Origin of the sequence: Microbacterium yannicii PS01 (assembly GCF_000304335.1) — a bacterium.
GTDB lineage: Bacteria > Actinomycetota > Actinomycetes > Actinomycetales > Microbacteriaceae > Microbacterium > Microbacterium yannicii_A.
Genome location: NZ_CAJF01000015.1, coordinates 26950 through 51228 on the forward strand (window position 1 = coordinate 26950; position 24279 = coordinate 51228).

30 protein-coding genes and 1 pseudogene are annotated in these 24279 nt (G+C 67.0%); 14 read left to right on the forward strand and 17 right to left on the reverse strand.

The window, feature by feature from the left end:
* The first annotated feature begins 48 nt into the window (after positions 1-48).
* From WYM_RS10160 to WYM_RS19885, 3 genes are all read left to right on the forward strand, one after another.
* Positions 49-792: a CDP-alcohol phosphatidyltransferase family protein gene (locus tag WYM_RS10160; RefSeq protein WP_019180725.1), complete on the forward strand. Its 744-nt coding sequence runs from the start codon at positions 49-51 to the stop codon at positions 790-792.
* Entirely contained in the window at positions 789-1217 is a 429-nt protein-coding gene (locus tag WYM_RS21100) for a hypothetical protein (RefSeq protein WP_019180726.1), read from the forward strand. Before WYM_RS10160 ends, WYM_RS21100 begins: the two co-directional genes overlap by 4 nt.
* 72 nt (positions 1218-1289) lie before the next feature.
* Positions 1290-3023, forward strand: coding sequence for a long-chain-fatty-acid--CoA ligase (locus WYM_RS19885; RefSeq protein ID WP_019180727.1), 1734 nt, complete (start codon positions 1290-1292; stop codon positions 3021-3023).
* On the opposite strand, the gene WYM_RS19890 is transcribed toward WYM_RS19885, so the two are convergent.
* Entirely contained in the window at positions 3002-3697 is a 696-nt protein-coding gene (locus WYM_RS19890; protein ID WP_019180728.1) for a hypothetical protein, read from the reverse strand. The genes WYM_RS19885 and WYM_RS19890 overlap by 22 nt on opposite strands.
* A gap of 131 nt (positions 3698-3828) precedes the next feature.
* Here WYM_RS19890 and WYM_RS19895 point away from each other — a divergent pair, with 131 nt between their 5' ends.
* On the forward strand, positions 3829-4158 hold the full coding sequence (locus WYM_RS19895) for a YkvA family protein (RefSeq protein WP_019180729.1): 330 nt from the start codon (positions 3829-3831) through the stop codon (positions 4156-4158).
* On the opposite strand, the gene WYM_RS10185 is transcribed toward WYM_RS19895, so the two are convergent.
* From WYM_RS10185 to WYM_RS21950, 3 genes are all read right to left on the reverse strand, one after another.
* Positions 4155-5042, reverse strand: coding sequence for a zinc-ribbon domain-containing protein (locus tag WYM_RS10185; protein ID WP_026059715.1), 888 nt, complete (start codon positions 5040-5042; stop codon positions 4155-4157). The genes WYM_RS19895 and WYM_RS10185 overlap by 4 nt on opposite strands.
* Before the next feature lie 51 nt (positions 5043-5093).
* The gene (gene dinB, locus WYM_RS10190) at positions 5094-6290 is read right to left on the reverse strand and encodes a DNA polymerase IV (protein ID WP_019180731.1); all 1197 of its coding nucleotides are present in this window, start codon (positions 6288-6290) and stop codon (positions 5094-5096) included.
* Positions 6291-6379: 89 nt separating this feature from the next.
* Positions 6380-6520 (reverse strand): hypothetical protein, encoded by a 141-nt coding sequence (locus WYM_RS21950; RefSeq protein ID WP_019180732.1) that lies wholly within the window; start codon positions 6518-6520, stop codon positions 6380-6382.
* A 128-nt stretch (positions 6521-6648) separates the two neighbouring features.
* On the opposite strand from WYM_RS21950, the gene WYM_RS10200 reads away from it, so the two are divergent.
* The 3 genes from WYM_RS10200 (at position 6649) to WYM_RS10210 (ending at position 8858) form a co-directional block, all read left to right on the forward strand.
* The gene (locus WYM_RS10200) at positions 6649-7320 is read left to right on the forward strand and encodes a VOC family protein (RefSeq protein WP_019180733.1); all 672 of its coding nucleotides are present in this window, start codon (positions 6649-6651) and stop codon (positions 7318-7320) included.
* A gap of 195 nt (positions 7321-7515) precedes the next feature.
* Complete coding sequence (locus WYM_RS10205; protein ID WP_019180734.1) at positions 7516-8049, forward strand: hypothetical protein; 534 nt, start codon at positions 7516-7518, stop codon at positions 8047-8049.
* Positions 8050-8054: 5 nt separating this feature from the next.
* Positions 8055-8858, forward strand: coding sequence for a MerR family transcriptional regulator (locus tag WYM_RS10210; RefSeq protein WP_019180735.1), 804 nt, complete (start codon positions 8055-8057; stop codon positions 8856-8858).
* A 49-nt stretch (positions 8859-8907) separates the two neighbouring features.
* Here the strand turns inward: WYM_RS10210 and WYM_RS10215 are convergent, their stop codons facing one another.
* The 3 genes from WYM_RS10215 to WYM_RS10225 form a co-directional block, all read right to left on the reverse strand.
* The gene (locus WYM_RS10215) at positions 8908-9327 is read right to left on the reverse strand and encodes a hypothetical protein (protein WP_019180736.1); all 420 of its coding nucleotides are present in this window, start codon (positions 9325-9327) and stop codon (positions 8908-8910) included.
* Positions 9328-9368: 41 nt separating this feature from the next.
* The gene (locus WYM_RS21955) at positions 9369-9539 is read right to left on the reverse strand and encodes a hypothetical protein (RefSeq protein ID WP_019180737.1); all 171 of its coding nucleotides are present in this window, start codon (positions 9537-9539) and stop codon (positions 9369-9371) included.
* Positions 9540-9603: 64 nt separating this feature from the next.
* Entirely contained in the window at positions 9604-10086 is a 483-nt protein-coding gene (locus WYM_RS10225; RefSeq protein WP_019180738.1) for a nucleotidyltransferase domain-containing protein, read from the reverse strand.
* Between the two features lie 106 nt (positions 10087-10192).
* On the opposite strand from WYM_RS10225, the gene WYM_RS10230 reads away from it, so the two are divergent.
* Both WYM_RS10230 and WYM_RS19900 read left to right on the forward strand, forming a co-directional pair.
* Positions 10193-10525, forward strand: a complete 333-nt coding sequence (locus WYM_RS10230; protein WP_026059716.1) for an ArsR/SmtB family transcription factor — start codon at positions 10193-10195, stop codon at positions 10523-10525.
* The gene (locus tag WYM_RS19900) at positions 10522-11028 is read left to right on the forward strand and encodes an SRPBCC domain-containing protein (protein WP_019180740.1); all 507 of its coding nucleotides are present in this window, start codon (positions 10522-10524) and stop codon (positions 11026-11028) included. The genes WYM_RS10230 and WYM_RS19900 overlap by 4 nt, the downstream gene beginning before the upstream one ends.
* Before the next feature lie 464 nt (positions 11029-11492).
* On the opposite strand, the gene WYM_RS10240 is transcribed toward WYM_RS19900, so the two are convergent.
* Both WYM_RS10240 and WYM_RS10245 read right to left on the reverse strand, forming a co-directional pair.
* Positions 11493-12359 (reverse strand): AraC family transcriptional regulator, encoded by an 867-nt coding sequence (locus tag WYM_RS10240; protein ID WP_019180741.1) that lies wholly within the window; start codon positions 12357-12359, stop codon positions 11493-11495.
* A 137-nt stretch (positions 12360-12496) separates the two neighbouring features.
* Positions 12497-13066, reverse strand: a complete 570-nt coding sequence (locus WYM_RS10245) for a dihydrofolate reductase family protein (RefSeq protein WP_026059717.1) — start codon at positions 13064-13066, stop codon at positions 12497-12499.
* Between the two features lie 202 nt (positions 13067-13268).
* Here WYM_RS10245 and WYM_RS10250 point away from each other — a divergent pair, with 202 nt between their 5' ends.
* Positions 13269-13940 carry a Type 1 glutamine amidotransferase-like domain-containing protein gene (locus WYM_RS10250; RefSeq protein WP_026059718.1) on the forward strand — a complete coding sequence of 224 codons (672 nt, stop codon included), beginning with the start codon at positions 13269-13271 and terminating at the stop codon, positions 13938-13940.
* Between the two features lie 18 nt (positions 13941-13958).
* Here WYM_RS10250 and WYM_RS10255 read toward each other — a convergent pair whose 3' ends face one another.
* Positions 13959-14348 (reverse strand): ester cyclase, encoded by a 390-nt coding sequence (locus WYM_RS10255; protein WP_019180744.1) that lies wholly within the window; start codon positions 14346-14348, stop codon positions 13959-13961.
* A 139-nt stretch (positions 14349-14487) separates the two neighbouring features.
* Between WYM_RS10255 and WYM_RS10260 the strand changes: the two genes are divergently transcribed.
* Positions 14488-14871 carry a VOC family protein gene (locus WYM_RS10260; RefSeq protein WP_026059719.1) on the forward strand — a complete coding sequence of 128 codons (384 nt, stop codon included), beginning with the start codon at positions 14488-14490 and terminating at the stop codon, positions 14869-14871.
* 355 nt (positions 14872-15226) lie between these two features.
* Positions 15227-15859: a TMEM175 family protein gene (locus WYM_RS10270; protein ID WP_019180747.1), complete on the forward strand. Its 633-nt coding sequence runs from the start codon at positions 15227-15229 to the stop codon at positions 15857-15859.
* A 32-nt stretch (positions 15860-15891) separates the two neighbouring features.
* Here the strand turns inward: WYM_RS10270 and WYM_RS10275 are convergent, their stop codons facing one another.
* Complete coding sequence (locus WYM_RS10275; protein ID WP_019180748.1) at positions 15892-16155, reverse strand: DUF4190 domain-containing protein; 264 nt, start codon at positions 16153-16155, stop codon at positions 15892-15894.
* A gap of 433 nt (positions 16156-16588) precedes the next feature.
* Positions 16589-17140 carry a hypothetical protein gene (locus tag WYM_RS10285; protein ID WP_019180750.1) on the reverse strand — a complete coding sequence of 184 codons (552 nt, stop codon included), beginning with the start codon at positions 17138-17140 and terminating at the stop codon, positions 16589-16591.
* 124 nt (positions 17141-17264) lie between these two features.
* Here WYM_RS10285 and WYM_RS10290 point away from each other — a divergent pair, with 124 nt between their 5' ends.
* Positions 17265-17849, forward strand: a complete 585-nt coding sequence (locus tag WYM_RS10290; protein ID WP_019180751.1) for a TetR/AcrR family transcriptional regulator — start codon at positions 17265-17267, stop codon at positions 17847-17849.
* Between the two features lie 453 nt (positions 17850-18302).
* On the opposite strand, the gene WYM_RS10295 is transcribed toward WYM_RS10290, so the two are convergent.
* A complete protein-coding gene (locus WYM_RS10295) occupies positions 18303-19202 on the reverse strand; it encodes an oxygenase MpaB family protein (protein WP_423793905.1) in 900 nt (299 codons plus the stop codon).
* Positions 19203-19579: 377 nt separating this feature from the next.
* Here WYM_RS10295 and WYM_RS10300 point away from each other — a divergent pair, with 377 nt between their 5' ends.
* Positions 19580-20473 carry a DUF808 domain-containing protein gene (locus WYM_RS10300; RefSeq protein WP_019180753.1) on the forward strand — a complete coding sequence of 298 codons (894 nt, stop codon included), beginning with the start codon at positions 19580-19582 and terminating at the stop codon, positions 20471-20473.
* 104 nt (positions 20474-20577) lie between these two features.
* Here the strand turns inward: WYM_RS10300 and WYM_RS10305 are convergent, their stop codons facing one another.
* The 4 genes and pseudogenes from WYM_RS10305 to WYM_RS22490 form a co-directional block, all read right to left on the reverse strand.
* A complete protein-coding gene (locus WYM_RS10305; RefSeq protein WP_237739390.1) occupies positions 20578-20820 on the reverse strand; it encodes a hypothetical protein in 243 nt (80 codons plus the stop codon).
* 286 nt (positions 20821-21106) lie between these two features.
* A complete protein-coding gene (locus tag WYM_RS10310) occupies positions 21107-22132 on the reverse strand; it encodes an aldo/keto reductase (protein WP_026059722.1) in 1026 nt (341 codons plus the stop codon).
* A gap of 123 nt (positions 22133-22255) precedes the next feature.
* The gene (locus WYM_RS10315; RefSeq protein ID WP_192813738.1) at positions 22256-23323 is read right to left on the reverse strand and encodes a ScyD/ScyE family protein; all 1068 of its coding nucleotides are present in this window, start codon (positions 23321-23323) and stop codon (positions 22256-22258) included.
* Positions 23324-24144: 821 nt separating this feature from the next.
* Positions 24145-24198: pseudogene (locus WYM_RS22490) on the reverse strand (hypothetical protein); the annotation flags it as partial.
* Between the last annotated feature and the right edge of the window lie 81 nt (positions 24199-24279).

Consider the following 24279-nt stretch of genomic DNA (forward strand, 5'->3'; position numbering starts at 1 on the left):
CGCACGCGGGTGCGACGTGGTATCCATGACGAAGAAACGGAGCCCCCGATGCCGAAAGTCCATTTCGCTCCGCTCTCGTCGATCGCGGCGGGGCTGCTCGGCCTCTTCGCGGTCGATCGTGTGTCTCCGCTGTCCGCGGCCGGATGGGCCGCCGGACTTCTCTACCTTGTCGTGTCGAACGGACTTCTCGCCAGGGGGTTGCACCGCAGGGTGAGCAGCACCTTCGGATGGGCGAACGGCGTCACGGCGGGCCGTTCGACTCTCGTGGGCCTGGTCACCGCCCTCGTCGCGACGTCGATCGGCTCTGCCGTCTCCGTCCCGCTCGTGATCGTGCTCGGCAGCATCGCCCTGATCCTGGACGCGGTGGACGGGTGGGTGGCGCGGCGAACGCGCAGCGAGAGCGAACTCGGAGCCCGGTTCGACATGGAAGTGGACGCCTTCCTCCTGCTCGTGCTCAGCGTCTTCGTCGCACCGTCGCTCGGTTGGTGGGTGCTCGCGATCGGGCTGCTGCGCTATGCCTTCGTCGTGGCGGGGTGGCTCGTCCCCTGGATGCGCTCGACGCTTCCGCCCCGGTACTGGCGCAAGGTGGTCACCGCGGTCGCCGGAATCGCACTGATCATCGCGGCCTCGGGCCTTCCCCCGCTCGCGGTTCGTGTCACAGTGACGGTGATCGCACTCGCCTTGCTGGTCGAGTCGTTCGGACGAGACGTGCTGTGGCTTGCGACGCACCGTCCCGCGACAAGGATCGGAGTGGGGACGGGTCGCGGACGAACGAACGGAGAGATGCGATGACCGGAAGAGATCAGCGCGGACCGTTGGTTCTGCGCATACTCAGCGCTGTGCTGCTTCTCGCGGCCGGCGGCATCCACCTCTACCTCGTGTTCAACGGGGTGGGCGGCATCCTGGGAGTGATGTTCACCCTCAACTTCGTCGCCGGACTGGTCCTCGCGATCGCGATGGTGGTGCTGCGCGGCAGGCTTCTGCGCCTCGCTTCGGTGCTGAGCCTGCTGTTCATGATCGCGACGCTGCTGGCGCTCGTGCTCGCGCTCACCGTCGGACTGTTCGGGATCACCCAGACCTGGGACTTCACGCTCGTCCGCGAGACGGTGATCGTCGAATCGATCGGCGTCGTCGTGCTCGCCGTCACGACGGTCGTCCTGTTCCGCACGCCGCGCGACGGGAGGGCCACGACGGGTCGGCTCGGAGGCGGCCTATAACCGGCGGCCGCGCTCGACGCAAGCGCGCGGCCCGCTAGCGCCCTCGCGCGGCGCGCGGGGCAGGATGAGAGCATGCCGAGCAACCCGTATGACTCGCGGCCCTGGCTTGCCGCGTACGCCGATGGCGTCCCCGACAAGATCGATGAGCCCACGCAGACGCTCCCCGAGATGCTGCAGGCCAGCGTCCGCGCGTACGGACGCCGTCCGGCCCTCGAGTTCTTCGGCGCCGTGACCAGCTACCGCGAACTGGGTGAGCAGATCGAGCGAGCCGCAGAGGGCCTGCGGCGCCTCGGCGTGGGCAAGGGCGATCGAGTCGCGATCGTGCTTCCGAACTGCCCTCAGCACGTGGTCGCCTTCTACGCCGCGCTGCGACTCGGCGCGATCGTCATCGAGCACAACCCGCTGTACACGGCCCGCGAGCTGCGGCACCAGTTCGAAGACCATGGGGCGCGCATCGCCATCGCCTGGGACAAGACCGTCGACACCCTCGCCGAGTTCCCTTCCGACCTGAAGCTCGAGCGCATCGTCAGCGTCGACATCACCGCCGCCCTGCCGTTCGGCAGGCGGCTGCTGCTGCGCGCGCCCCTCGCGAAGGCCCGCGCCTCGCGATCGCAGCTGACCAGCCGGCCGAAGACGCGGGATCTGCTGCCGTGGCGGGACCTCGTCGCTCATCGCCGCCTCTCGCGTCGGGTGAGCGGTCCGGCTCTGGGCGACATCGCCCTTCTGCAGTACACCAGCGGCACGACCGGCTCCCCGAAGGGCGCCATCCTGACCCATGCCAACCTTCGCGCCAACGCGATGCAGGGACGCGCCTGGGTGCCAGGGCTGGTCGAGGGCGAGGAGGTCTTCTACGGGGTGCTCCCGCTCTTCCACGCCTACGGGATGACCCTCTGCCTCACCTTCGCGATGAGCATCGGAGCGAAGCTGGTTCTGTTCCCGAAATTCGACCTGGATCTCGTGAAGGATGCCGCGCGCAAGAGCCCGCCGACGTTCCTGCCCGCCGTGCCGCCGATCTACGACCAGCTGGCTCGGGCCGCATCGCGGGGGAGCCTCGACCTGTCCACTGTCCGATTCGCGATCTCGGGGGCGATGAGCCTTCCGGTCGCGACGGTCGACCGGTGGGAGGACGCCACCGGCGGGCTCCTCGTCGAGGGGTACGGCATGACCGAGACGTCCCCGGTTGCTCTCGGCAACCCGATCGGGCCCACCCGTCGACCGGGAACGGTAGGGGTGCCCTTCCCCAGCACCGAGATCCGCGTCGTCGATCCCGACGACCCCGCGGTCGACAGGCCGCTGGGCGAAACGGGCGAGCTGCTGATTCGCGGGCCTCAGGTGTTCCAGGGGTACTGGGGGAGACCCGGCGATACCGCCGCAAGCCTGCTGGAGGGTGGGTGGCTGCGCACCGGCGACATCGCGTCGGTCTCGCCGGACGGGTTCGTCACCATCGTCGACCGCCTCAAAGAGCTCATCATCACCGGCGGGTTCAACGTGTCGCCGAGCGAGGTGGAGGCTGCGCTCGAAGCGCACGCCGATGTCATCGGGGCGGCCGTCGTGGCCCTTCCGCGCACGAGCGGCGGCGAGGACGTGGCCGCCGCTGTCGTCCTCGGCGAAGGCGCCGCTCTCGACATCGACGCGTTGCGTGACTACTGCCGCACGCGACTGGCCGCCTACAAGGTGCCCAGGCGGATCGTCGCCGTCGACGAGCTTCCGCGGTCCCTCATCGGCAAGGTTCAGCGCCGGGAAGTGCGGGAACGGCTGCTGTCCGCCTCCGCGAAGGAGTCGGATCAGCGACGCGACGAGCGCTGAACGCGGTCGTAGGAGGGCTGTCGCACGGCGCGAACCCACTCAGGCAGGCGCGCTCCGGGGAGAAGTCGGCGACCCGCGTCGAAGCGCAGCGGGCTGTCGGCTCGTCCTGGCGTGGCCCGCAGTTCCAGATCGGCGAAGGGATGCCACGGCCCGCGCAGTCTCGCGGCGTAGAGCCGGAGGTGCCAGGCGTCGGTCCGCAGACGGGTCGCCAGGTCGGGAAGGGCGGTGGGCAGGTCGTGCGGCGAGATCGTCCTGGCCGCGATGAGCATCGCACCACGGTCGCCGACGTACGGGAGAAGCGTGCCCAGATGCGCTCGCGACGGCGACCGATGCAGGAGCAGGCCGAAACGCCCGGGTACACCGGCGCCGGTCGAGGCGAGCTCGAGGTCGGCGACCTGACCCCTCGATTCGATCCGCAGCGCGAGCCCGACGATGTCGGGCAGCGGCGGCGGCAGCCCTATCGACCGGGACGCTCGAGCGACCACGCGTTCCGGTTCGGGCGCAGGATCGTCGATCCACCCGATGCCCGACTGCGACCTGCTCAGCCACGAGATCTCGCCCTCCAGCTCTACGCCGTGCGGGTGGATCGGGCGGGGCCGGCGGACGAGGAGCATCCCTGCGAAGACGGCTGCCAGCGCCCGGCCGATCGCGTTCGATGTGCGGGTGTTCGCCATACGCTCCCTGTCGATGCCACGAGTCGTGCGTGATTCCGAGCCCCAGGGTAGAGAGAGGCTCCCGTGTGCTCTGCCTCCTTGACAGCCTCCGGGCGCGCGAGTAGCGGCGAGAGCCGCTGCGGAGAAGGCCGGTGATCAGCTGTGAACTTCCGGCCAAGCTCCTGCATCGAGACGGCACGGAGTTCGGCAAGGCGCACACTGAGCGCATGTGGTGGAGATTCCTGAACGCCGTGCGAAAGCGGCAGCACCGCGTCGCGCCGACGACGTGGGTCGCTGCCATTGCGGCTGTCGTCTACACGTTCGCGCCGATCGACCTGATCCCCGAACTCGTGCTCGGGCCGCTGGGGTTCGTGGACGACATCGGCCTCTGGGGGATCTTCGCGATCCTTTTCACACGCGAACAGCATCGGTGGGTCACAGCGCGCGAGGCGCCGTCCCGTACGAATGCGGTGCGAAGCTAGGCCAGATACGGGTCGACGAGCAGCGGTCCGCGGATGTCGCGCAGGGTGTCGACGAGACGGGAGAGGCTTCTCCCGCTCCACGCCGACATCTGCAGGTCGTAGGGGCCGAGCGGTTCCAGCTTTCCGGTCCGGATCCTGATCACCTCCCACTTCGCCGCGCGCAGGAAGCGATCCTTGCGACGGTCGGCGTCGGTTCGTCTGCCGACGTGCTCGAGGCCGTGCCGGCCGGTGCTGTCGTACTCGATCGCCACGCGCAGTTCGGGAAGAAGGATGTCGGGCCACACCTCGTGATGGTCGAAGAATGGCCGAGCGACACGCACCGCATTGAGTCCCTGGGTCAGCGCGAGCCGCGCGAAGAGGTCGGCACGCAGCTGCGCTTCAACCGCGGATGCCGGCTTCGGCGCGCACTCGGAGTGAAACGGCGATCCCACCGGCAGATCGGGCGTCTTCGGGCACAGCTGCCGCTTCGGTTTCGGCTTCCTGGGCCGCAGAACCGCGCGCCCGGTGGGCACGACGATCGCTGCGAGGGCGGGAGCGTCGGGAGGAGGCACCACATCCCGCATCGGAAGAGCGGGTGTGGGGCGGGCGAGCGTCGAGCACTCGGGACACCATGCCGAGCGGCGGCGTTCGCGTCCCGGCCTGTTGCGCTGCTCGTCGGGGGTGGCGGCGAACTTGTGACCCGCTTCGCATTGCCACAACAGCAGAACGTCGGCCGCCGGAGGCACTTGACTGAGGACGATGCCGGCGTTCAGTTCGGGGTGATACTGACGGATGAGGGCGGGGAACGGCGCCCACGCCTCTCGATAGCTGCCGACCGGATAGGGAACGTCGACGCCTTTGGAGAACTGGCGACGCGCCCACCACAGCTCGACTCGCTCCGCCATGACGAGCAGGTTAGGCGCGGCCGGCGACATCACCGGGAAGCGCCGTCGCGGTCACTCGTGTTCGGGCAGGACGGGGGTGGACCAGCCCGGATCGTGCCCCAGCTGCGCCGCCCGTGAGAGCGAGGCAGCCCCGAAGCGATCGTGCACGGCATCGAGCACGGTGTCGAGGCGAGCGCCGTCATCCCAGTCGATCGGAAGCTCCGGCTGGACCCCGTCGGCGTGCCCCAGCTGCGAGAGCGAGACTCCGATCAGCGTGATGCCGCGCTCTGCGATCGCCGGGAGCGCGGCGGCCAGCAACCCGCGGGCGACGGCGAGCAGCACCCCCGTCCGATCGCTCGGGAAGCGGAGCGTGCGCGATCGGGTGGCCTTCGCGTAGTCGCCGTACCGAAGACGGAGGACCACCGTGCGACACACCCGGTCGCGATCCCGCAGGCGACGGCCGAGTCGATCGACGATCTGGGTCAGGATGAGGTCGAGCTCCTCGGCCGTCCGCGGGCGGGTGCCCAGCGCCCGCTGGGATCCGATCGAGCCGCGGCGCTGCGTCGTGTCGACCGGGCGAGGGTCGCGCAGTCGGGCGAGGGCATGCAGGTGCGCCCCGGTCGCCTTGCCGAGCAGCCGCTCTGCCGTGGCCGCTTCCAGCTCGGCCAGCTGGCCGACCGTGGTGATGCCGAGTCGGTGCAGCTTCTCGGCGGTCACGGCGCCGACTCCCCACAGCCTCTCGACGGGGAGCGGGAGCAGGAACTCCTGCTCCCGCTCAGGCTCGACCACGAGCATCCCGTCGGGTTTGCTCACGGCGCTGGCCACCTTGGCAAGAAATTTCGTCCGTGCCACCCCGACCGAGATGGCGAGCCCCACCTCGGCTCGAACCCGCTCGCGCAGACGAGCCGCGACCTGCTCGGGCGTGCCCGCGATGCGTCGGAGACCGCCCACCTCGAGGAACGCCTCGTCGATGGAGAGGCCCTCCACGAACGGTGTCGTATCGCGGAAGATCGCGAACACGTCCTTACTGGCCGCGGAGTAGGCCTCCATGCGCGGCGGCACGACCACGGCGTCCGGGCACAGCTCTCTCGCCTGCCGGCCGCCCATCGCCGTGCGCACTCCTCGAGCCTTCGCCTCGTAGCTCGCCGCGAGAACCACGCCGCCCCCGACGATCACGGGCCGACCACGCAGTGCGGGCGCATCACGCTGCTCGACCGAGGCGTAGAACGCGTCGAGATCCGCGTGCAGCACGGTCGCCTCGCCCCGCATCCCCGCCCTCCCGCCGGTCCCTCGTCCCGCGGATCATCGCACCCACCCGCGACATCCGCGGGTCGGCGCGGTGGAGGTGAAAGGCTCGTTCAGACCGGTTCGGTGGTGCGGATCAGGCCGCAGTTCACACACGACCATGCGACAAGGAATCGTTCGTCGTCCAGGATCTCGAACTTCAGCACGTCGCCGCAGGTGGGGCAGAGTCGCGGATCTGCGGCATCCAGCGTCATGCTTCCAGCCTAGGAACTGCGGCGGGGTGGCGGGCGGGTGAAGTGGAATACGAGCGCTGGGAGTACGGTGGTGCCCGTCCGCCGCCTCGTCAGCGGCGCGGACTTCGACAACGTGCGAAGGAGCCCCGATGGATGATTCCACGAGCGAGCCGGCCCGGATCTCCGCGGCCGCATTCCACCGTGCGCCTGGCGTCACGGATTGGCGCGTCACAGCCACGGGTCCGCAGGCCGTGTTCACGGCGAACTCCCTCGCGCACGCGGCATCCCTCGTCGCTCATGTCGTTGCCGCCGCCGACCGATTCGCGGTCCGGCCCGACGTCGACGTGCGCCCCGAGGCGATCGTCGTGCGCGTGCCGTACCCCAGCGAGGACGGCATCCCGGGCGCTGCTGCGCCGTTCGCCGCCGCCGTGTCGCAGGCAGCCGCCGAGCTTCAGCTGACCGCGGATCCCGCACGAGCCCAGGCCGTTGGCATCTACGTCGCCCAGCATTCGCATGCGGATGTGCGGCCGTTCTTCATGGCGGCTCTGGGCTACGACGCCTTCGGCGAGGGGGATGCCGTCGACCCGCTGCGCTGTGGACCGCAATTGGCCTTCAACCCGATCACCGGCGACTCTCCGTCACGGGGCCGCACGCACTTCGACGTCTTCGTGCCCGCCGACCAGATACGGGCACGCGTGGATGCCGCGCTCGCCGCAGGAGGCAGATTGGTCGACGATTCGCACGCCCCCGCATGGTGGTCGCTGGCCTCGCCCGACAACCACGGTGTCGACATCGCGTCGTGGACCGACACCTACGAGTGAGGCGCGTGCCGCGAACCGCACGCGCCTCGTCGAGCCCGGTGCTCACTGTCGACTGATCACACCGTCTCGTGCATCGCCGAAGGAAGATCAGCGGGTGGCGTGCTGACGGATGCCGCGGCCCTGTGGCGCACGAAGCGACGTGCCGACGAGGGGACCGCTTGACCCTCACGCGGGGTGAGGCCGGACGATGCCTGTATGAGTGACTATTTTGACGCATTCGAGATCGGTCCACTGTCAGAGCGCGGAATGCAGGCAGTCGCGCCCGAGGTGTTCCGCGGCATCTATGCCATGCCGGCGTTCGTGACGATACCCACGCCCGATCTGGAGGCATCGGCGGACTTCTGGGTCCGCGGGCTCGGCTTCATCGAGCTGTTCGGCATTCCGGGTCAGGTGGTGCACCTTCGCCGGTGGGCCTACCAGGATGTGCTCCTGGTCGCCGCGGCTCCAGGCGCCGATATGGGCGACGTGCCGGAGATGAGCGTGAACTTCTCGTGCGTGCTCAATCAGATCGCTCCGGTCGTCGAGGCATGCAACCTGCTGGTGCAGGGGAGTGCGACCGGACCGCGCGACACCCCCTGGCGCACACGCGATGTCGAGGTGATCACGCCGGAGCGAGCGCGGGTGATCTTCACGGCACCGAGGGAGTTCGACCCCGACAGCCAGGAGGCGAAGGACCTCGCGGCAGTCGGGATCACGGCCCCGGGAATCGCTGACGGGAGGTCAGACTGATGCACATGACTGATCGCGACATCACTGAGAGAGTGACCGTGGGGGCCGCGGCGGAGCTCCTCGGCGTGACCGTCCGCACCCTCCACCATTGGGATGAGATCGGCTTGGCGTCGCCGTCGGTCCGAACCGGAGCGGGCTACCGCCACTACACCGACGCGGACTTGGAGCGACTGCACCGTATCGTCGCCTATCGTGAGGCCGGCCTGGGACTGGACGCGGTGCGTGAGGTCCTCGACGACACGACGGCAGCGATCGGCGCCACGCTGCGTGAGCAGCGTTCGCAGCTCGCGGAACGCATCCACGACCTGCAACGACTCGATGAGCGCCTGGAGCGGATGACGAGAGCGCACGAGGTCGGCATCCTGCTCGACGAAGACGAGCAGATCGAGACGTTCGGACCGGACTGGGATCCGGCGCACACTCGGCATGCCCGCACGATGTGGGGCGGTTCGGTTCAGTGGGCCCAGTTCGCCGAACGCTCCGCCTCACGCACCAGGGAGCAGTGGCGTTCGCTCTCCGATTCGATGGCGAGATTCCAGTCAGACCTGGGTGACGCCTTCGGGGCCGGTGTCGTTCCGGGCAGCGCCGAGGCGAACGAGCTCGTCGAGCGTCACCGGCAGACCTTCTCGCACTTCTTTCCGCTCACCCGAGAGATGCAGGTGTGCTTGGGGCGGATGTTCCAGTCCGATCCAGGCTTCGCCGCCCACTACGACGGGATCAGAGCCGGGCTGGCCGCGTGGTTCCGGCGGATCATCGACGAGTCCGCCCGTGCTCATGGCATCGATCCCGACGCCGCCATCTGGCGGTGACAAGACTGAGGCGACGCGCGGGTGAGACCGGCACGAGCGTGCCGAACCGTCAGCCGATGCGCTGGTCGCTGACGCCGCGTGTGGGGATGAGCAGGATAATCCCGAGAAGCAGGCTGACGCCGAGCGCGATCATCTCGCCTATCGCGTCGACGACCGGCATGTGGTGCAGATGAAACGCGTGATAGGCGAAATGCAGAGAGCCGAAGATCGTCCAGGCGACCCCGAGAACCCGGTACGCGTACTCGCTGCGCCAGATGAGACTCGCGACGCTGGCGCCGCCTAATGCGAGATACAGCGCGCCGACGTCCCGGATCAGGTGCTCGTTGAAGGGACCGTCGCCCGAGACCCAAGAGCCGAGCACTCCGGGAAACGAATCGAAGAAGGTGGTCGGAGAGAAGTAGGCCCAGACTCCGACGAACAAGGCGAGGATGGCTGAGAGCGCGGCGGCCGCGGCATGAAGTCGTTTCACACTCCAAACGACGACGCAGAGCCGCGAAACGTATGGGTCGGCTAGCTCTGCGCGATCCTGAGAGCGCGGCTGGTGAAGTAGCCGACCCGGCCGCTGTCGTCCTCGACCCCGAAGACCCACTTTCCGGAGGGAGTCGCCTGGATGTCGATGACGGTGCCCCGTGCGTCAGGGCTGACGACGTGGTCTCCGGGCTTGAAGAAGGTATCGGTCATACATCGCAGGCTACGAGGCCGCACCACGCGACGCCTCCCTCGTGAGACGGATATCGGCCGTCGCCTACGGTGCGGTCCGGTGCTTCTCGAGCAGCGCGATGTCGTGCAGGTCTGCCGCGCGAGGGTCGTACCCCTGGCGAAAGCTCAGCTGCTGCCCCGCAGACAGACACGGGATCGCGTAGCCGTCGATCGTTCCCGTGGCGAACCCGTCGGTCGCGTAGTGGAAGCCGTCTCCGCCGGCGTGGCCCGCCTGATGGCCGCTACCGTCGCCGGCGAAGGTCACGGGATGAACGTCGACGATGCGGCCGTCCGGATCTGTCAGCTCGAGCCGCGAAGGCGCCCAGTCCGTTGTGACGACGAAGTCGCGCCCACCGAGCAGGTCGAGCAGGGAGGGCAAGTCCCGGATGTCGACGGCGAGATCCATGTCGCCATGCCCTCGCGTCTGGCGCCCCACGACGGCGTCGACAGCCCACCCGCCGGCCAGCCACACCCTCAATTCTGCGGCCCCGAACTCGCGGAACAGATCGATGACGTCGCTGCTTTCCATTCCTCCACCTTCTCTCACCAGTGTCAGCGGCGCTCGAATCTCGACTTGTCATCTCCCTGACACTTTGCCGTTGCGCTAACCATCGCGACGAGACATACTTAGCTATATGGCTAACCATGCGGAGGTGGATGGAGTCTTCGCGGCGCTGTCGGATCCCACGCGACGCGAGGTGATCCGGCTTCTCGGCAAGGGTCCGGCGAGTGTCGGGCAGTTGTCGGCTCCGTTCGCGATCACGCTTCCGTCCTTCATGAAGCATGTCCGCGCACTGGAAGCGAGCGGTCTGATCCGAACGCGAAAGGTGGGGCGGGTCCGCACCTGCTCGCTGAACCGCGAACGTCTTGCGCTCGTGGATGACTGGCTGGCGGAGCAGCGCGGCATCTGGGAAGCCCGTACCGATCGTCTTGCAGACCTCGTCACCGACTGGAGAGAGCACTCATGACCGACACCGTGATCGACCCCGACTTGGATCTGACACTGCAAAGGACCATTCGCGCCACTCGGGAATCGATCTGGCAGGCGTGGACCGACCCCGCGCTGCTCGAGCGGTGGTGGGTTCCGGCGCCTGCGCAGGCGCGTGTCGACCAGCTCGACGTCCGCCCCGGCGGCGGTTTCGTGACGTCCATGCGGGAGGGCGGGCAGGACTACGTGCCGCACACCGACGGGATCTTCCTCGTGGTCGAACCAGGTCAGCGGCTTGTATTCACGAATGCCATCAGCAGCTCCTGGCGCCCGGCCCACCCCGCACCGGTCTCGATGACGGCCGAGGTGTTGCTCACCGAGCATCCCGAGGGGACGGACTATCGCGTGATCGTCCGCCACGCCGATCCTGCCGCCCGGGACCTTCACAAGGAACTGGGATTCCTCGACGGATGGGGCTCCGTCACCGCCGCCCTTGCCGCGCTCGTCGAATCCGAGCTCACCGCCCCGATCGCCGGGGCGTAGTCGAGGGCAGCCGGTAGGTGCCGTCCGCGATGGCGGCGTCGTCACCGAGGCCCGGATGATCATGGTGAAGGGACCGTCAGGTGACGGCAGCCAGTTGGCTGCCTCCACCGCGTGGGTGGGACGGTGGTGCTGGACGAACAGCGTGAGCGAACCGTCCTAGCCGTATCGGATGCCGGGGTGCGGTGGCGAGAGACGTTCCGCGTTCGCAACTCAGTCTCGACGCGGCGGAACGGCTCGGTGAGCGGCGTGTCGGCCACCGACGGCCGTGAAGAGACTGAATTGCGAACGCCTCGATGGATGGCCCTGGTCTCGGTGGAGCCTGTGGCCTCCGGGAAATCCGGCTGGACGGGCCCGGCGCCGAGCGGGCCGGTCTCTCGCGCGGATCGCCTCGGAGATTCCCGACGCGTGCGGGCGATGGATCGAAGCTCAGCCGCGTCCGTAACAGCATGGCCGTACCTCCCGGATCAGTCGCGCTCGACGGGAAGCCACAGCTCGCAGGTCGCCGTGCGGAAATCGTCGGCGCGGTCGAGGATGGCGACGATCGACGGCCCCGGACGCAGACGCCACGGGTTCGACGGGAACCAATCGGTCGCCGTGGCCGCCCATGCCGACTGCAGGGCGCCCGGATACTCGCCTTCGGTGCGGAACACCGCCCACGTTCCCGCAGGAACGTCGATCGCGTCCAGATCCTCGGGCACGGGTGTCGTTCGTGTGACTGCGACACCATGCAGGTACGTCAGTTCGCTGCCCTCTTCGTAATCCGGATCGACGTCGTCGCTCACCTGGAGCAGTCCTGCAGGCTCGGTGTCGTTCAGCTCCTTGAGCCGCGAGTGCTCTGTCACGGGTACTGATGCGATGTGCTGCTGGATGTGAGGATTGACGCCCTTGTGGATGAGCGGCACGCGGGCGGCGTGCCCGATGAGCCGGAAGGCAGGTCGGTCTGCGATGCGGGTGTTCATGGTCATGTTCCCTTCGATGGTCAGGCGGAACCTGAGCTGCGGTTGTGTGCGAAGGGGACCGCCGTTTCGGCGTATATCGCCAGGGCCGACGCCGTGAACGGATCGGAACGCCCGGCCGAAGGCCTCGGTCGACCCGTAGCCGTAGCGCACAGCGACGTCGAGCAGCTCCTCGTCGCCGAGCAGGTCCCCGGCGGCGACCGACATGCGGCGACGCCGGATGTACTCCGAAAGCGGCATGCCCGCCAACGACGAGAACATCCGCCGCAGGTGGTACTCCGTGGTGCCGAGTCCGCTCGCCAGCCGAGTCACGTCGATGTCGTCTGTCAGACGCTCCTCGACCAGCTCGACCAGTCTGTTCAGCTCAGCGATCATGGCGCTCCCTTCGGCCTCCACGTTGCCGGGTCGCGTCGACGTGCACCCGACTATCGCGGTCCGATCCGATCGCGTCCGGCGCCGCGGGCACCCGAGGAGTCGATCCGTCAGGGGGCCAGTTGCCAGGACCGGTCACGTCATGCCGTGGCTCTCATGGGCCGGTAACGCTGGGCGACCGCTCCTGACCGGAACTCGCGGCGATCCACGGGCTCGAGTTGGATGCGCTCTCGCAGACCCGCGAGCAGCGTCGGTCCGTGTCCGGCGAGGACCGGCTGCACCACGAACTCGTACTCGTCGATCAGCCCCAGATCGGCCAGCGCCGACGGGAGCGCCACGCCACCCACCAACAGGCCCTCGCCCGGCTGTTCTTTGAGTCGCCGCACCGCTGGGCCCACCTCGCCTCGCACCAGCTCGGCATTCCAGTCGACTTCGCTCAGCGTGCTCGACACGACGTACTTCTTCGCTCGGTCGATCGCCTCGGCGAAGGGGATGTCCCACTCGGCCATCCAGTCAGGCCACGAGCCCGTGGCCGGCTTCCGCCATGCCGACTCCATCATCTCGTAGGTCACCCGGCCGTAGAGCAGGGCATCGGCACGCTCTATCTCGGCAGTCCAGTAGTGCATGGACTCCTCGTCGGGAAGTAGACCTGCCTCGTGATGGCAGCATCCGTCGAGTGTGACGTTGATCGAGTATCGAAGTGGTCTCATCTCGTTGCTCTCCCTTGATGCGCGAAATGCTTCCCCCAGGCGGCCCTCAGGCGACTGTCATCGCCATTCTTCCCCGCCTGGACCGCGCCCGCCTCAACGACCGCCGCCGGATTCGCAGTGGCATCCGGATCGCCGATATGGGGCGCTTGCGTTTGCAGACGGTGGTGCTGTGGACTACGAGTTCGCACAGAGGGGATCGATCGTGAAGCTGCTGCTGACGTCGGGAGGCGTTACCAATCCGTCTATCCGCTCGGAACTCGTCGACCTGCTCGGCAAGCCGATCGAAGAGAGCGACGCGCTTCTCATTCCCACGGCGCAATGGGGGCACCCGATGTGCTCACCGCAGACCGTGTGGATGTCGACTGCCGGGCGCTGGCCAGATCAGACAGGTCTGACGGAACTGGGCTGGAGATCGGTCGGGGTCCTCGAATTGAGCGCCTTGCCGACCATCGGGCGGGAACGCTGGGAGCCTTGGGTGACCGCTGCGGACGCACTGCTGGTGGACGGCGGCGAGGCGATCTATCTCATCCGTTGGATGCGCGAGTCGGGTCTGGCAGACCTGCTGCCATCCTTGGCGGATACCGTGTGGGTCGGGGTGAGTGCCGGCAGCATGGTCATGACGCCGCGTATCGGCAGACAGTTCGTTGAATGGGATGTCGACGGCACCGACGAGGCTCTCGGCGTGGTCGACTTCTCGATCTTTCCGCACCTGGACTATCCGGGCTGGGCTTCCAATTCGTCGGAGAGTGCAGTGCGCTGGGCGGCGGAGATAGAGGGACGGTCCTTCGCGATCGACGACGCTACCGCGATCGCCGTTCACGGACACGACGTTCGAGTGATCTCCGAAGGGAAATGGCGAGAACTGAACGTCTGACCGGTTCGACGTCGGAACCTATCGCTGCAGCGAGGCGAGGAGTTCGATGGGCTCCGTGCCGGAGAACTCCACGATCCGGCCGTTCGCGATGCGGTACATCGCGAACTCCGCGATGTTCGCGTGCCGTCGAGTCGGCGCGAGGCCGCGGAATGGGCCGAGATGCGTTCCGCTTCCGCGGAGGTGCGCTGCGACACGGTCGTCCTCGACGATGAGCTGGATGCGTCGCCACTGCCAGTCCGGGAAGCCGTGGAACAGGTCGGCGAGATCGTCGATCCAGGCATCGGCGCCCGCGGGAAGATGTGCACGGCGTACCGCCGGGTCGAGGAATGACCGGATCTCGTCGAGGTCGTGCCGGTTGCAGGCGTCAAGGTAGTCCGCGTACCACTCGCGCATCTCCCACGACTCCACCTGACCATTCTCGGTGACGAGCGGTACGCGTCGGCGGGACGTGACGTGTGTCTCGCGGCCAGAGCTTTGGGGGAGGCTCTCGCCTCCTCGGATCCGGCTCGGGAACGGACTGTCGGAGCCCAGGCGGAGCATGGCCGGCATGGCTCAGCACACGCACTCGATACCCATGACGATCGACTACATCGAGATCTCGGTGACCGACATGCAGGCCGCGCGCGACTTCTACGGAACCGCATTCGGTTGGTCGTTCACCGACTACGGTCGGGAGTATGCAGGCATCAGAACCGCTGCAGAGAGTGACGGTGACGAAGCCGGCGGGCTCCTGCTCGCAGAGTCGGTCACTCCGGGCGGCCCGCTCGTGCTGCTCTACAGCGACGACCTCGACGACACTCTGGGCCGAGTGACAGCCGCTGGCGGCAGCGTGATCAGCGGTCCCTACGACTTTCCCGGGGGTCGCCGATTCCACTTCGCTGATCCCAGTGGAAATGAGCTCGGCGTGTGGGCGGCACCTTCGCCGAGCTGACGGCGCCCGAACTCCGCAAGGTCGCGGCGAAACGTGGAGATGGTTCCACCTCGGCCGCCCCGCGCGCGCTGCGGGATCGTGATGCGCGCAGCGAATCGGGTCGGGCCGCGTAGATGGGCTCCGCCACCGATGTCGAACGCCTTGTGGAGCCAAGTAGCGAACTCTTGATCGAGGTCCGTGGGCGAGTGAACACGGAGCTGATGGACATAGAGGCGATTCGTGTAAGGAGTGACGGAGATGATCCGGAACTCTTGCCTCCGATGGCAACAGGAGACCGGTGGAGCCTCTGTTTCCCAGGATGGAGGTATCGCGGCGGCCGCGTGAGGGTGGAAGGTGGGCTGACGGGGGTGAGCACGTGATCGATCGGGACGAGGATGGCCTGGAGTTCGGCCGGGTCCTTTCACTGAGCGACGCCGTGTTCGGTCTTGCGATGACGCTGCTGGTGGTCAGCATCGTCGTTCCGCCGGGGCTGTCGTCGGATCAGTACAGGGCCACAATCGGCGAGCTGGTTCCCCGAGTCGCGATCATGGCGCTCAGTTTCGCTGTCGCGGCCAGTGCCTGGATGGGGCACCGGCGCTTCTTCTCCCGGCTGCAACGCATCGACGCCGGTGTTCAATGGCGCAATTTCGTGCTCCTCGGCTTCGTCGCGCTCCTTCCGCTTCCACACCAGGTGCTCGGCGGTTACGCGGATGAGCCGCTCTCATATGTGCTGTACGCGGTAGTCCTCAGCGCGGTGAATGTGATGTTCGTGGTGCTTGAGCTCCATGCCGCACGCCGTAACCTGCTCCGCCCGAGCGCCTCGGCGGCATCCCACCGGCTGGAGATCGCCCGCGGCGTCCTCGACGCGTGCGGCTTCGCGCTCAGCATCCCGCTCGCGTTTCTGCTTGTGTCATGGACGCCGCTGCTGTGGGTGGCACTGTTGCCACTCGAGGCGCTCCTGGTGTGGCGGATGCAATCCAGCGGACCCCTGCGGCGTCGCCGCGGTTGAAGTAGCTTTCGTCTGCGTGTTTCGGCCGCCGACTACAGCGATGCGCTGATCGTGTTGCTGACGATCACCAGAACCGCACCGACTGCTCCCGCCACGATGGCCAGGATGGCGATGAGTTGGTACGCCCGTCGGTCTCCAGCCCGGCGCGCGCTGAAGAGGGCCACGATGCCCAGCACGATCGCGATCGCGGAGAGCAGTAGGTAGAGGTTGAAGAAGATGCTCACCACGCCGACGACGAGCGCGATGATGGCCAGCCAGTTGACCTTGGCGTCAGCGGCGGACGACGGTTCGGTCACGGTACATCTCGATTCGTGGGTCGGCAAAACCCTAGCGGGCGTTGCACGTGCGCGGAATAGGGTCGCTGCGCGCGCAGCGCGGGAGCGGTTCCAACGTCAAGCCGATGCCGTCATGGCGGCGTTCGTGATTCATCCGGGCTTCCCCTTTCAGGGCGTCGCGTCCGGGCGGATAATCAGGCCATGGATACGCCGCGGGGGTCGGCCGACTTCGAGGAATCGGACGAGCTGCAGCGCCTCCGACGACGCGCGTACGGACCGGATGCCGACATCACAGGGGATGCGGCGGCTCAGGCTCGACTGCGGCCACTGTCGAGATGCCTGGATCCTCGCGGATCGCTCCGCGAGGATCCAGGCGCTCGGTGTCTTGGAATCGTCGACTACACGTCTGGCCGACTGCTGGGCGAGCACCATGCTGCGCCTGCTGCGTCATCCGTCAGCCGAAGAGGAGTGCGAGCACACCTACGGTGACGGCCGTTGTGAAACCGGTCCACAGAATGATCGCAACCGCCTGCCACAACAGAATCCAGCCCTTCGAGACGCCGGCGGCAACGAGCATCGCCGACGTGAACTGTGTCGGCAGAGCGAGGGGGCCGAGGAGGCTCGCGCCCGGCACTCCGAAGCGCACGAGGAACCGACGGAAGCGCTGGCGTCCCTTCGACTCCGGCTTGGCCTCTTCGGAGTGCGCGGACTCGATTCCCGCTCCCGCTCCCGCTCCAGCGGCCACCAGTTCGCGGCGTGTCGCGCGTCGCCTGACGATCGCTTCGCGGATGCGCGCGCCGAATACGACGACGACGAAGACGGACAAGAAGTTGCCCGCGACGGCTGCGAGGAAGGCGACGAAGGGGTTGACGCCGGCCCAGATACCGAGGACAGAGGCGAGCTCGCCCTCGACGAACGGAACGGCGGCCGCGAGCGCGACGATGAGCGGTTGCACGAACTCGGGCACGTGCGACATGAGGTCTTGGAGACCTTCGATGAGATTCATGATGCCTTTCTGCGGCAACGAAGCGTCGCCTGGCTGTTGGTTCTAAAGCCGGCGATCTAGTACGGCGTGCCGGCACACTGTACTAGTACACTGTGCGGGGCGGTAGTATTCCCTCAGTCAGGAGGTGGCTCTCATCGGCACTCGAGAGAAGATCGTGGATGCGGCGGCGGAGATCATCCGTGATGGCGAAAGGCCCAGCGTGCGCACCGTGGCCGCTCGAGCCGGCGTGGGCGCGAGCACGCTGCGCCACTACTTCCCGACACAGCGCTCTCTCCTTGACGCGACCATCAGCGAGCTCTACACGGAGGCGATGCCCGACGCTCGCATCCGCGATACGTCAGTTCCCGCGCGCGAGCGACTCCTCGAATGCCTCGGCGCGCTTCTCGAGCCGTTCAACACCGAGGAGCAGGCGAGACTGACATGGCGGACGGTCTACGAGTCGTTCATCGCCCCGGAAGCCACCGATCAAGCGCGCGAGGGCTATCTCGTTCTCGTCGGGCAGGCTCAGCGGCGCGTGGAGTCGTGGCTCGCGATCCTCGAATCCGAGGGCGCCGTCGCTCCGGGCGACACGGCTGAGCGGTCACGCTTCCTCATGGCGGTCGTCGACGGGGTCTCGCTCGACCGCGCCATGCTGCCCCGGCCCGCGCGGCTGGAGTTCGAAGCGTCGACGCTTCGCTTCGCGGTCGACGCGGTGTTCAATGCGAAGTGATTGGCGGGCGAGTTCACCTTACGCAGGCGATGCCCGCTCTAGAATCCCGGAACGCACGTCGCACGACTGATTAGGTAGGACGATGTCGGTCAGGCGATCCCACAGCCGGGTGCGAGCTATCTGGGCGGGTGTTGTCGCGGCAATCGTGGTGTCCGTGCTTCTGGCGCCGGTTGTCATCGTGGGCTGGTGTTCAGACTCCGCCGAGCCAGGCAAGTCGGTCTGCGACTCTGCTCAGCGGTCCCTCGTTGGCATCGACACCAATGCATGGATCTGGCTCGGCGCACTTTGCGTTATTGCGGTCGTGACGGCCGTCGCCGCGAGGGCCACATCACGACGTCACTAGGTGTGCGTCAGCGGCGCGGCAGGCGGAGGATCGTATATCGGACCATTCGCTAGCACGCGGCGCCGTAGTCGTTCACGAACCGATTACCTCACCGCGACGAGGTCAGGACTTCACACATCACCGTTCCAGCGCTGCTGCGATGTCTCGCCCGCCGGGGACGGAATCGCCGACTCATTCCTTGCGGCAGACACTGCGTTCACTGTGTTTCGCAGCCGCTCGTGTCGTTGGCGGGCGAAGTCTTGGGCGCGTGGACCTGATCCGAGGACCTGGGCCGAGATGGCGAGCACGATCCTCGTCGCGGTGATGACAGGAAGCGGGGTTCGCCGTAGACCGAGTAGCTTTCGATATTGGCGGGGGAGGCTCGCGACGGCAGCGGCGAACAGCACCCGGTAAGCGATTCGCATCGATCCGGTGAAGGGAACATCGCGGAGGAACTGCACGACCTCGGTGACGCGCGCGTCATGGAGGAGTTCACCGCGGTCGAGGTACGCATCCATCCGCGATCTCAGATCGGCCTCGGTCTCGGGGGGATTGGAGACTCGCATCAGTCGACCGGCCTGCGCCCATTCGCGCACATAGGCGTCGGCTCCGCCCGGGATCGGGTCGCCCCAGCGCTGGTGGGCGCCGAGGAATGCCTCGGTGAAGGCAAGGTGGACCCATTCCAGAAGCGACGCGTCCGACGCCGAGTACGTGCGGGGGCCGGCATCCGTCGAGTAGGTGCCGGCGACCTTCTGATGAAGACGGCTCACGCGGGCCGTCTCAGCGTGCGCCTGCTCAGTTGACCCGTAGGTGACGCAGATGATCCAGCGCACCGTGCCCGTGAGGCGTCCGACGGGATCCTCCCGATAGCGCGAGAAATCATGGACGCCTGCCATGGCACCCGGGTGCAGCGCCTGGATAAGAAGAGCCCGTATGCCCGCGACAAACGTCGCCGTGCCAGCATGCACCGTCCAGACAGCGCCGCCGTCGGCGAAGTAGCCGCCATCGTTACCCTCAGCCAAAGCTCGCACCCAGGAGGGCGTGCCATTCGGATCGCCCGCCAGCGCAGAGAGTAGGCGCGCACGTAAGGGAAACCGAGTCACCGCTCAAGCGTGCCACGGCTCAGTGGTAGTGAGCCCGACGAGCGGCGCGGAACACGGAAGCCGACATCAATCAGAACCGGCAGCGCCGCCACAAGACCACCCATTCACCGCAAGGGAGCGCAGCGCCGACGGTGCGCCGATCGCCTTCCGCCCCTAGCCGATCCCTTAAGCGGGCCGACGCAGGCAACGGACTCCATGCCCGGTGTGATTGCAACCCGTTTGTCGACTCGATAAGGCTGCACTAGCGTGCATGGAGTCGAGTGGCGCGCGCCCGCGCGTCGGACGCCCAAGGCGGAGGTTGAGCCATGTCAGTCGGTTTGCTCGCGGTCGTCGACGACATCCTCACCGCCGCAGTCAAAGCCAGCGCGAAAACGGCTGGCGTGGTGATCGATGACGCGGCAGTCACCCCGCAGTACGTTCAGGGCGTTCTTCCCGCGCGGGAGTTGCCAATCGTTGGGAAGATCGCGCTCGGCAGCCTTGTCAACAAATTCGTCATCATCATCCCGATCGCTCTGCTGCTGACCGCTTTCGCGCCGTGGGTGCTGCCGTGGCTGCTGATCGTGGGCGGCTCCTATCTCTGCTTCGAAGGCGCTGAGAAGGTCATGGAGTGGTTCGGCGCCGAGCACGGTCCTGGTCAAGATGAACCCCGGAATGAGCGCAAGCTCGTTTTCGGGGCGATTCGCACGGACCTGATCCTGAGCACTGAGATCATGCTGATCTCATTGGCCAGCCTCGACGCGGGCTTCGGTCTCTGGATGACGTTCGGTGCCCTTGCCGTGATCGCTCTCGCTATGACGCTGCTCGTCTACGGCGCCGTCGCGCTCTTGGTCAAGATCGACGACGTCGGCATGGGGATGGCGCAGAGCTCCGCCGCGCGGGTCCGTAGCACCGGGGAACGGATCGTGCGATCCATGCCTACCGTGTTCCGCATCATCAGTGTCATCGGCACCGTGGCGATGCTCTGGGTGGGTGGTCATCTGGTGATCGCAAACTTGGCCGAGACCATCTGGGAAGGCCCATACAACCTGCTGCACACCGCGACGCACGCCGTCGAGTCGCTCGGGCCGGTTGTCGAGTGGGTCATCGACACGGCGCTGTCGGGCCTGTTCGGGCTCGTGGTCGGACTGATCATCGCAGGGATCGTATTCATGGCGATGCGAGTCATGAAGCGGAGGGCGCCGGTCGATGCTTCGCATTAGGCCATGACCGCCGGCGAGTCATTGCAAGCTTCATAAGGTGTTCCCGATAGCGGAAGCCCGCGAAGCCCCGTCCTTGGAGTTGCTGCTCGTCGTCAGCCGGTGGTTCACCGAACGGCGGAGCGCTCCTTGACGAGGAGCGCGAACACGAAGACGCCAACCGCTAAGAGCATCGTGACGGCTGCCACGGTCATCACGGCCGCGTCCACGGGGAGCATCGCGCATCCCGCCGACGTGTCCTCGTGGTCGCAACTGCGCGTCGGCTGGAAGAAGTAGACCACGGTCACGGTCGCCCCAGTGAGTGCGAGGAGCACGCTCCCGGTTAACCATCCGCGCACCTTCGGCTCCACGAACTCACCGTCTTCTTCGCTGTCTTGAAGCCGGCGGAGCAGATGAACGCTCAGACCACAACGCCGCCCGATATTCCGCAGCAGCGAGCAGATGAGTACCGCCCGTAGCAGGATGACTTCTGGCCGGTCTGCGAAGGAGCGACCGTGAGTTTCAGGCTGAGCTCGGCGTGCCGTCGATAACTCGGTCGATCCGGGCGGGGCTCGGAAGAGTCTTGATGACCTGTCGCTCGAACCACCCCAGGCCGGACTTTAGTCCAGACGCTACAGCTTGCGGGCCGACCGGGGGTCAGTGCCGACGTCGGCGAGCAGCTGGCGCCAGCGCCGGGTTTTCGAAGGAGTTGTCGACGGGGTTGATGGTGGTGCCGGGGGCGACGATCTCGTCTATCCGGTTCAGCACGGCCGGTTCGAGTACCGTGTCGGCCGCGGCCAGCTGCCCCTCGAGCTGTTCCATGGTGCGCGGTCCGATGATCGCTGCTGTGATCGCTGGATGATTGAGAACGAAGGCGATCGCCATCTGGATGAGGGTGATGCCGGTTTGATCGGCGAGCTGCGCGAGGGCCTCGACGGCGTCGAGCTTGCGCTGGTTGGCGGGCTGGGAGAGGTCGAATCGTTCCGGGAGCCGGCTGGCACGGGATGAGGCCTGCTGGCCGCTGTCTTTGCGCCACCGTCCGGAGAGCCAACCGCCGGTGAGTGGGCTGTACGACAGCACCCCCATGCCGTGGCGCTGGCAGGTGGGCAAGATGTCATCCTCGATCCGGCGGACCAGCATGGAGTATGCAGGCTGCTCGGTCACGAAGCGCTGCAAACCGCGCTCACGAGCCACCCACTGGGCTTCCACGATCTGGCTGGCGGGAAAGGTCGAGCCTCCGATGTACCGGACCTTGCCTTGGTGGACGAGGTCGCTGAGAGCACCCAGGGTCTCGTCGATGTCGGTGTCGGTTCGCGGACGGTGCACCTGGTAGAGGTCGATCCAGTCGGTGTCCAGGCGGCGCAGCGAGTCCTCGACGGCCCGGATGATCCAGCGTCGCGAACTGCCCTGGCGGTTGGGGTCCTGGCCCATGGCGCCGTGGAACTTGGTCGCCAAGATGATGTCGTCGCGACGGCCCTTAAGAGCCTTGCCGACGATCTGCTCGGACTCGCCCTGGGCGTAGACGTCGGCGGTGTCGATGAAGGTGATGCCGGCGTCCAGAGCGGCGTGGATGATGCCGATCGACTCGTCGTGGTCCCGGTTGCCCCAGGCGCCGAACATCATCGCACCAAGACACATCTGGCTGACCGAGACGCCGGTGCGCCCAAGCAAGCGGTGATTCACACAGCTCCTCTCGACCGATCGTCCCATTCTTCACACTCGATCGACGACGAGGCAACACCGAGGCCGATCGGTCTTTCTCCGATGCGACCTCGCAGCCGGTCGGCTCGCGTCATACCACGACGATCACCTGTCGAAGTGGCTGCCGAAGCATCCTCCTCGGTGATGGCCCCCCGCGCCGGAGATGCCGTCGATTTTCCAGATCTCGCCGTTGAGTGTCAGCACGTAAGCGGTGTTGCGGGTGAATGCGACGGAGGTCGGCAGGTCGAGGCCGTCGGCGACGACGGAGAAGGTGCCGTCGAGGTTGACCCGCAGAAGCTCGCCGCTGTCCGGCAGCGCCGGCGCGCCCGGCTCGACGTCACCTGGTGAGTCCCCCTGCGACACCGCGTACAGACCGCAGGTCCCGAAGGCGACGTCGGTGACGAGGCTGTATCCGGATGCGACATCTCTCGGCTGCGGGTTCCACAGCCCGAACGCGACCACCTTGCCGGTGGCCGGCTCGTGCGGCACCGGTCCCGCTTCGGCCATGAAGATCAGCGGCCCGAGCGATGTCACTCCGGTCGGAACGGTGTTGCCGAACTGCTCGACCTCTCGCACCTCGCCGGACATCGACACCCTGAGCACGCGGTTGTGATGTCCGTCGGTCACGACAAAGCCATTGCCGACCGAGGTCATCGCATACTGCACGCCGCGTGCCAGGAAGAAGTCGATTTCCGGTGGCGGCGGATTCTGCAGCGACCACTGCCCGATGTCGGCGATCACCGTGAAGCTGTCGGAGTCGTCGACGCGGTAGATCCCGTCGACGTCGTTGGTCGTGTCGCCGGGAATGTCGTCGCCGACCGTCGTGACCAGCACGTACGCCGAGCGGCCGACGAACACGACGTCGATCGCTCCGCCGAGGGGCAGCAGCGTGAGGGGCAGACCCGTCGCGTATGCGGATCTCTCACCGGTGCGCAGATCGATGCGCGTGATCTGCCCGATCTTGCCCTCGGTGACATAGAGCGCGCCGTCGGGGCCGATCGTACTGCCGATCGCTCCCTGCAGCCCGGAGACGAGCAGAGAGGCGACGGGCTCGTCGTCGGACTCGTGCCAGCTCGTTGGTGTGCTCGCGCCGGCAGCCCCCGGCGCGAGCAGTGTCGTCCACATCAGGGCTGCGACAGCGGCACCCGCGAGCAGCCCCCTTCTGATTCTCATGGGAGTGCCTTCGATCGACAGTCGCTGTCGGTCGCCCGCAGGGCGTCGCTCTGGTGCGATCGGCGTGTTGGTGTGCCGCTCATGAGCTGTCGGAACACCGCTGCGTGCTCCGTCGTCATCGCGGCTGGGCAACACCATCCTCCGCCCTTCGACTCCCGTCAAGGGATCAGCTCGCCGCCAGGCGTCACTCCCGTCGCGGCCGGCGAAGGCCGGCCAGGCACCGCTATGCGAATGGGACGAGGCGCCCTCCACCTGTACTTGCCGGTTCTGCACGGCTCAGCGATTCATGTCTCGGTCTCGAACGCGGCGGAGCAGGATCCCGCTGGACGCTACGAACACCACCCCGGCCACGGCTACGCCGGCCGTGACAGGCCACACCGGTACGTCCTGGCCCAACGTAAGAGGAACAGCCGACATCACGTCGAGGACTACCGCGGCCACCGCAACCAGGACCATGACAATGCCAGCGACCACTCCGGCCCGAGCCTGCGGCGCGCGCGCGATTCGCTCGCGGGTTTCTGTCCATGCCGATGTCCTCGGTCACGGTCCCTACGTACCCGGATGGCATAGAGCCGTTCCAAGAGGGGATCGGGCTACGGTTGCGGACCGCCGAACTCGCGCTTCACATCGGCGAACGCCTTGACCTCTTCCTGCAGGCGGTCCGCCAGCCACTCCCCATCACGAAGCCATTTCTGAACCACGCCGCGAACGCCTGGGGCGGCCGTGCGGGCCCCGGGCGCTCGAGGATCAATTCGGGAATGTGGCGTCGCGGCAGATCGGCGTCGCGTCTCGCGATAGATCGTCGCTCGTGAGACTCCGAAGAGCTCTGCGATCTCCGTTTGTGTGTAGGAACCGCCGTCTAGAACCTCGTAGATGGGTGCGTTGAGTGCGGGTCAGCTTGGGCTGCTTCCCCTTGAGCTTTCCCTTCGCTAGCGATCGCCATCCCTTCCCTTGTC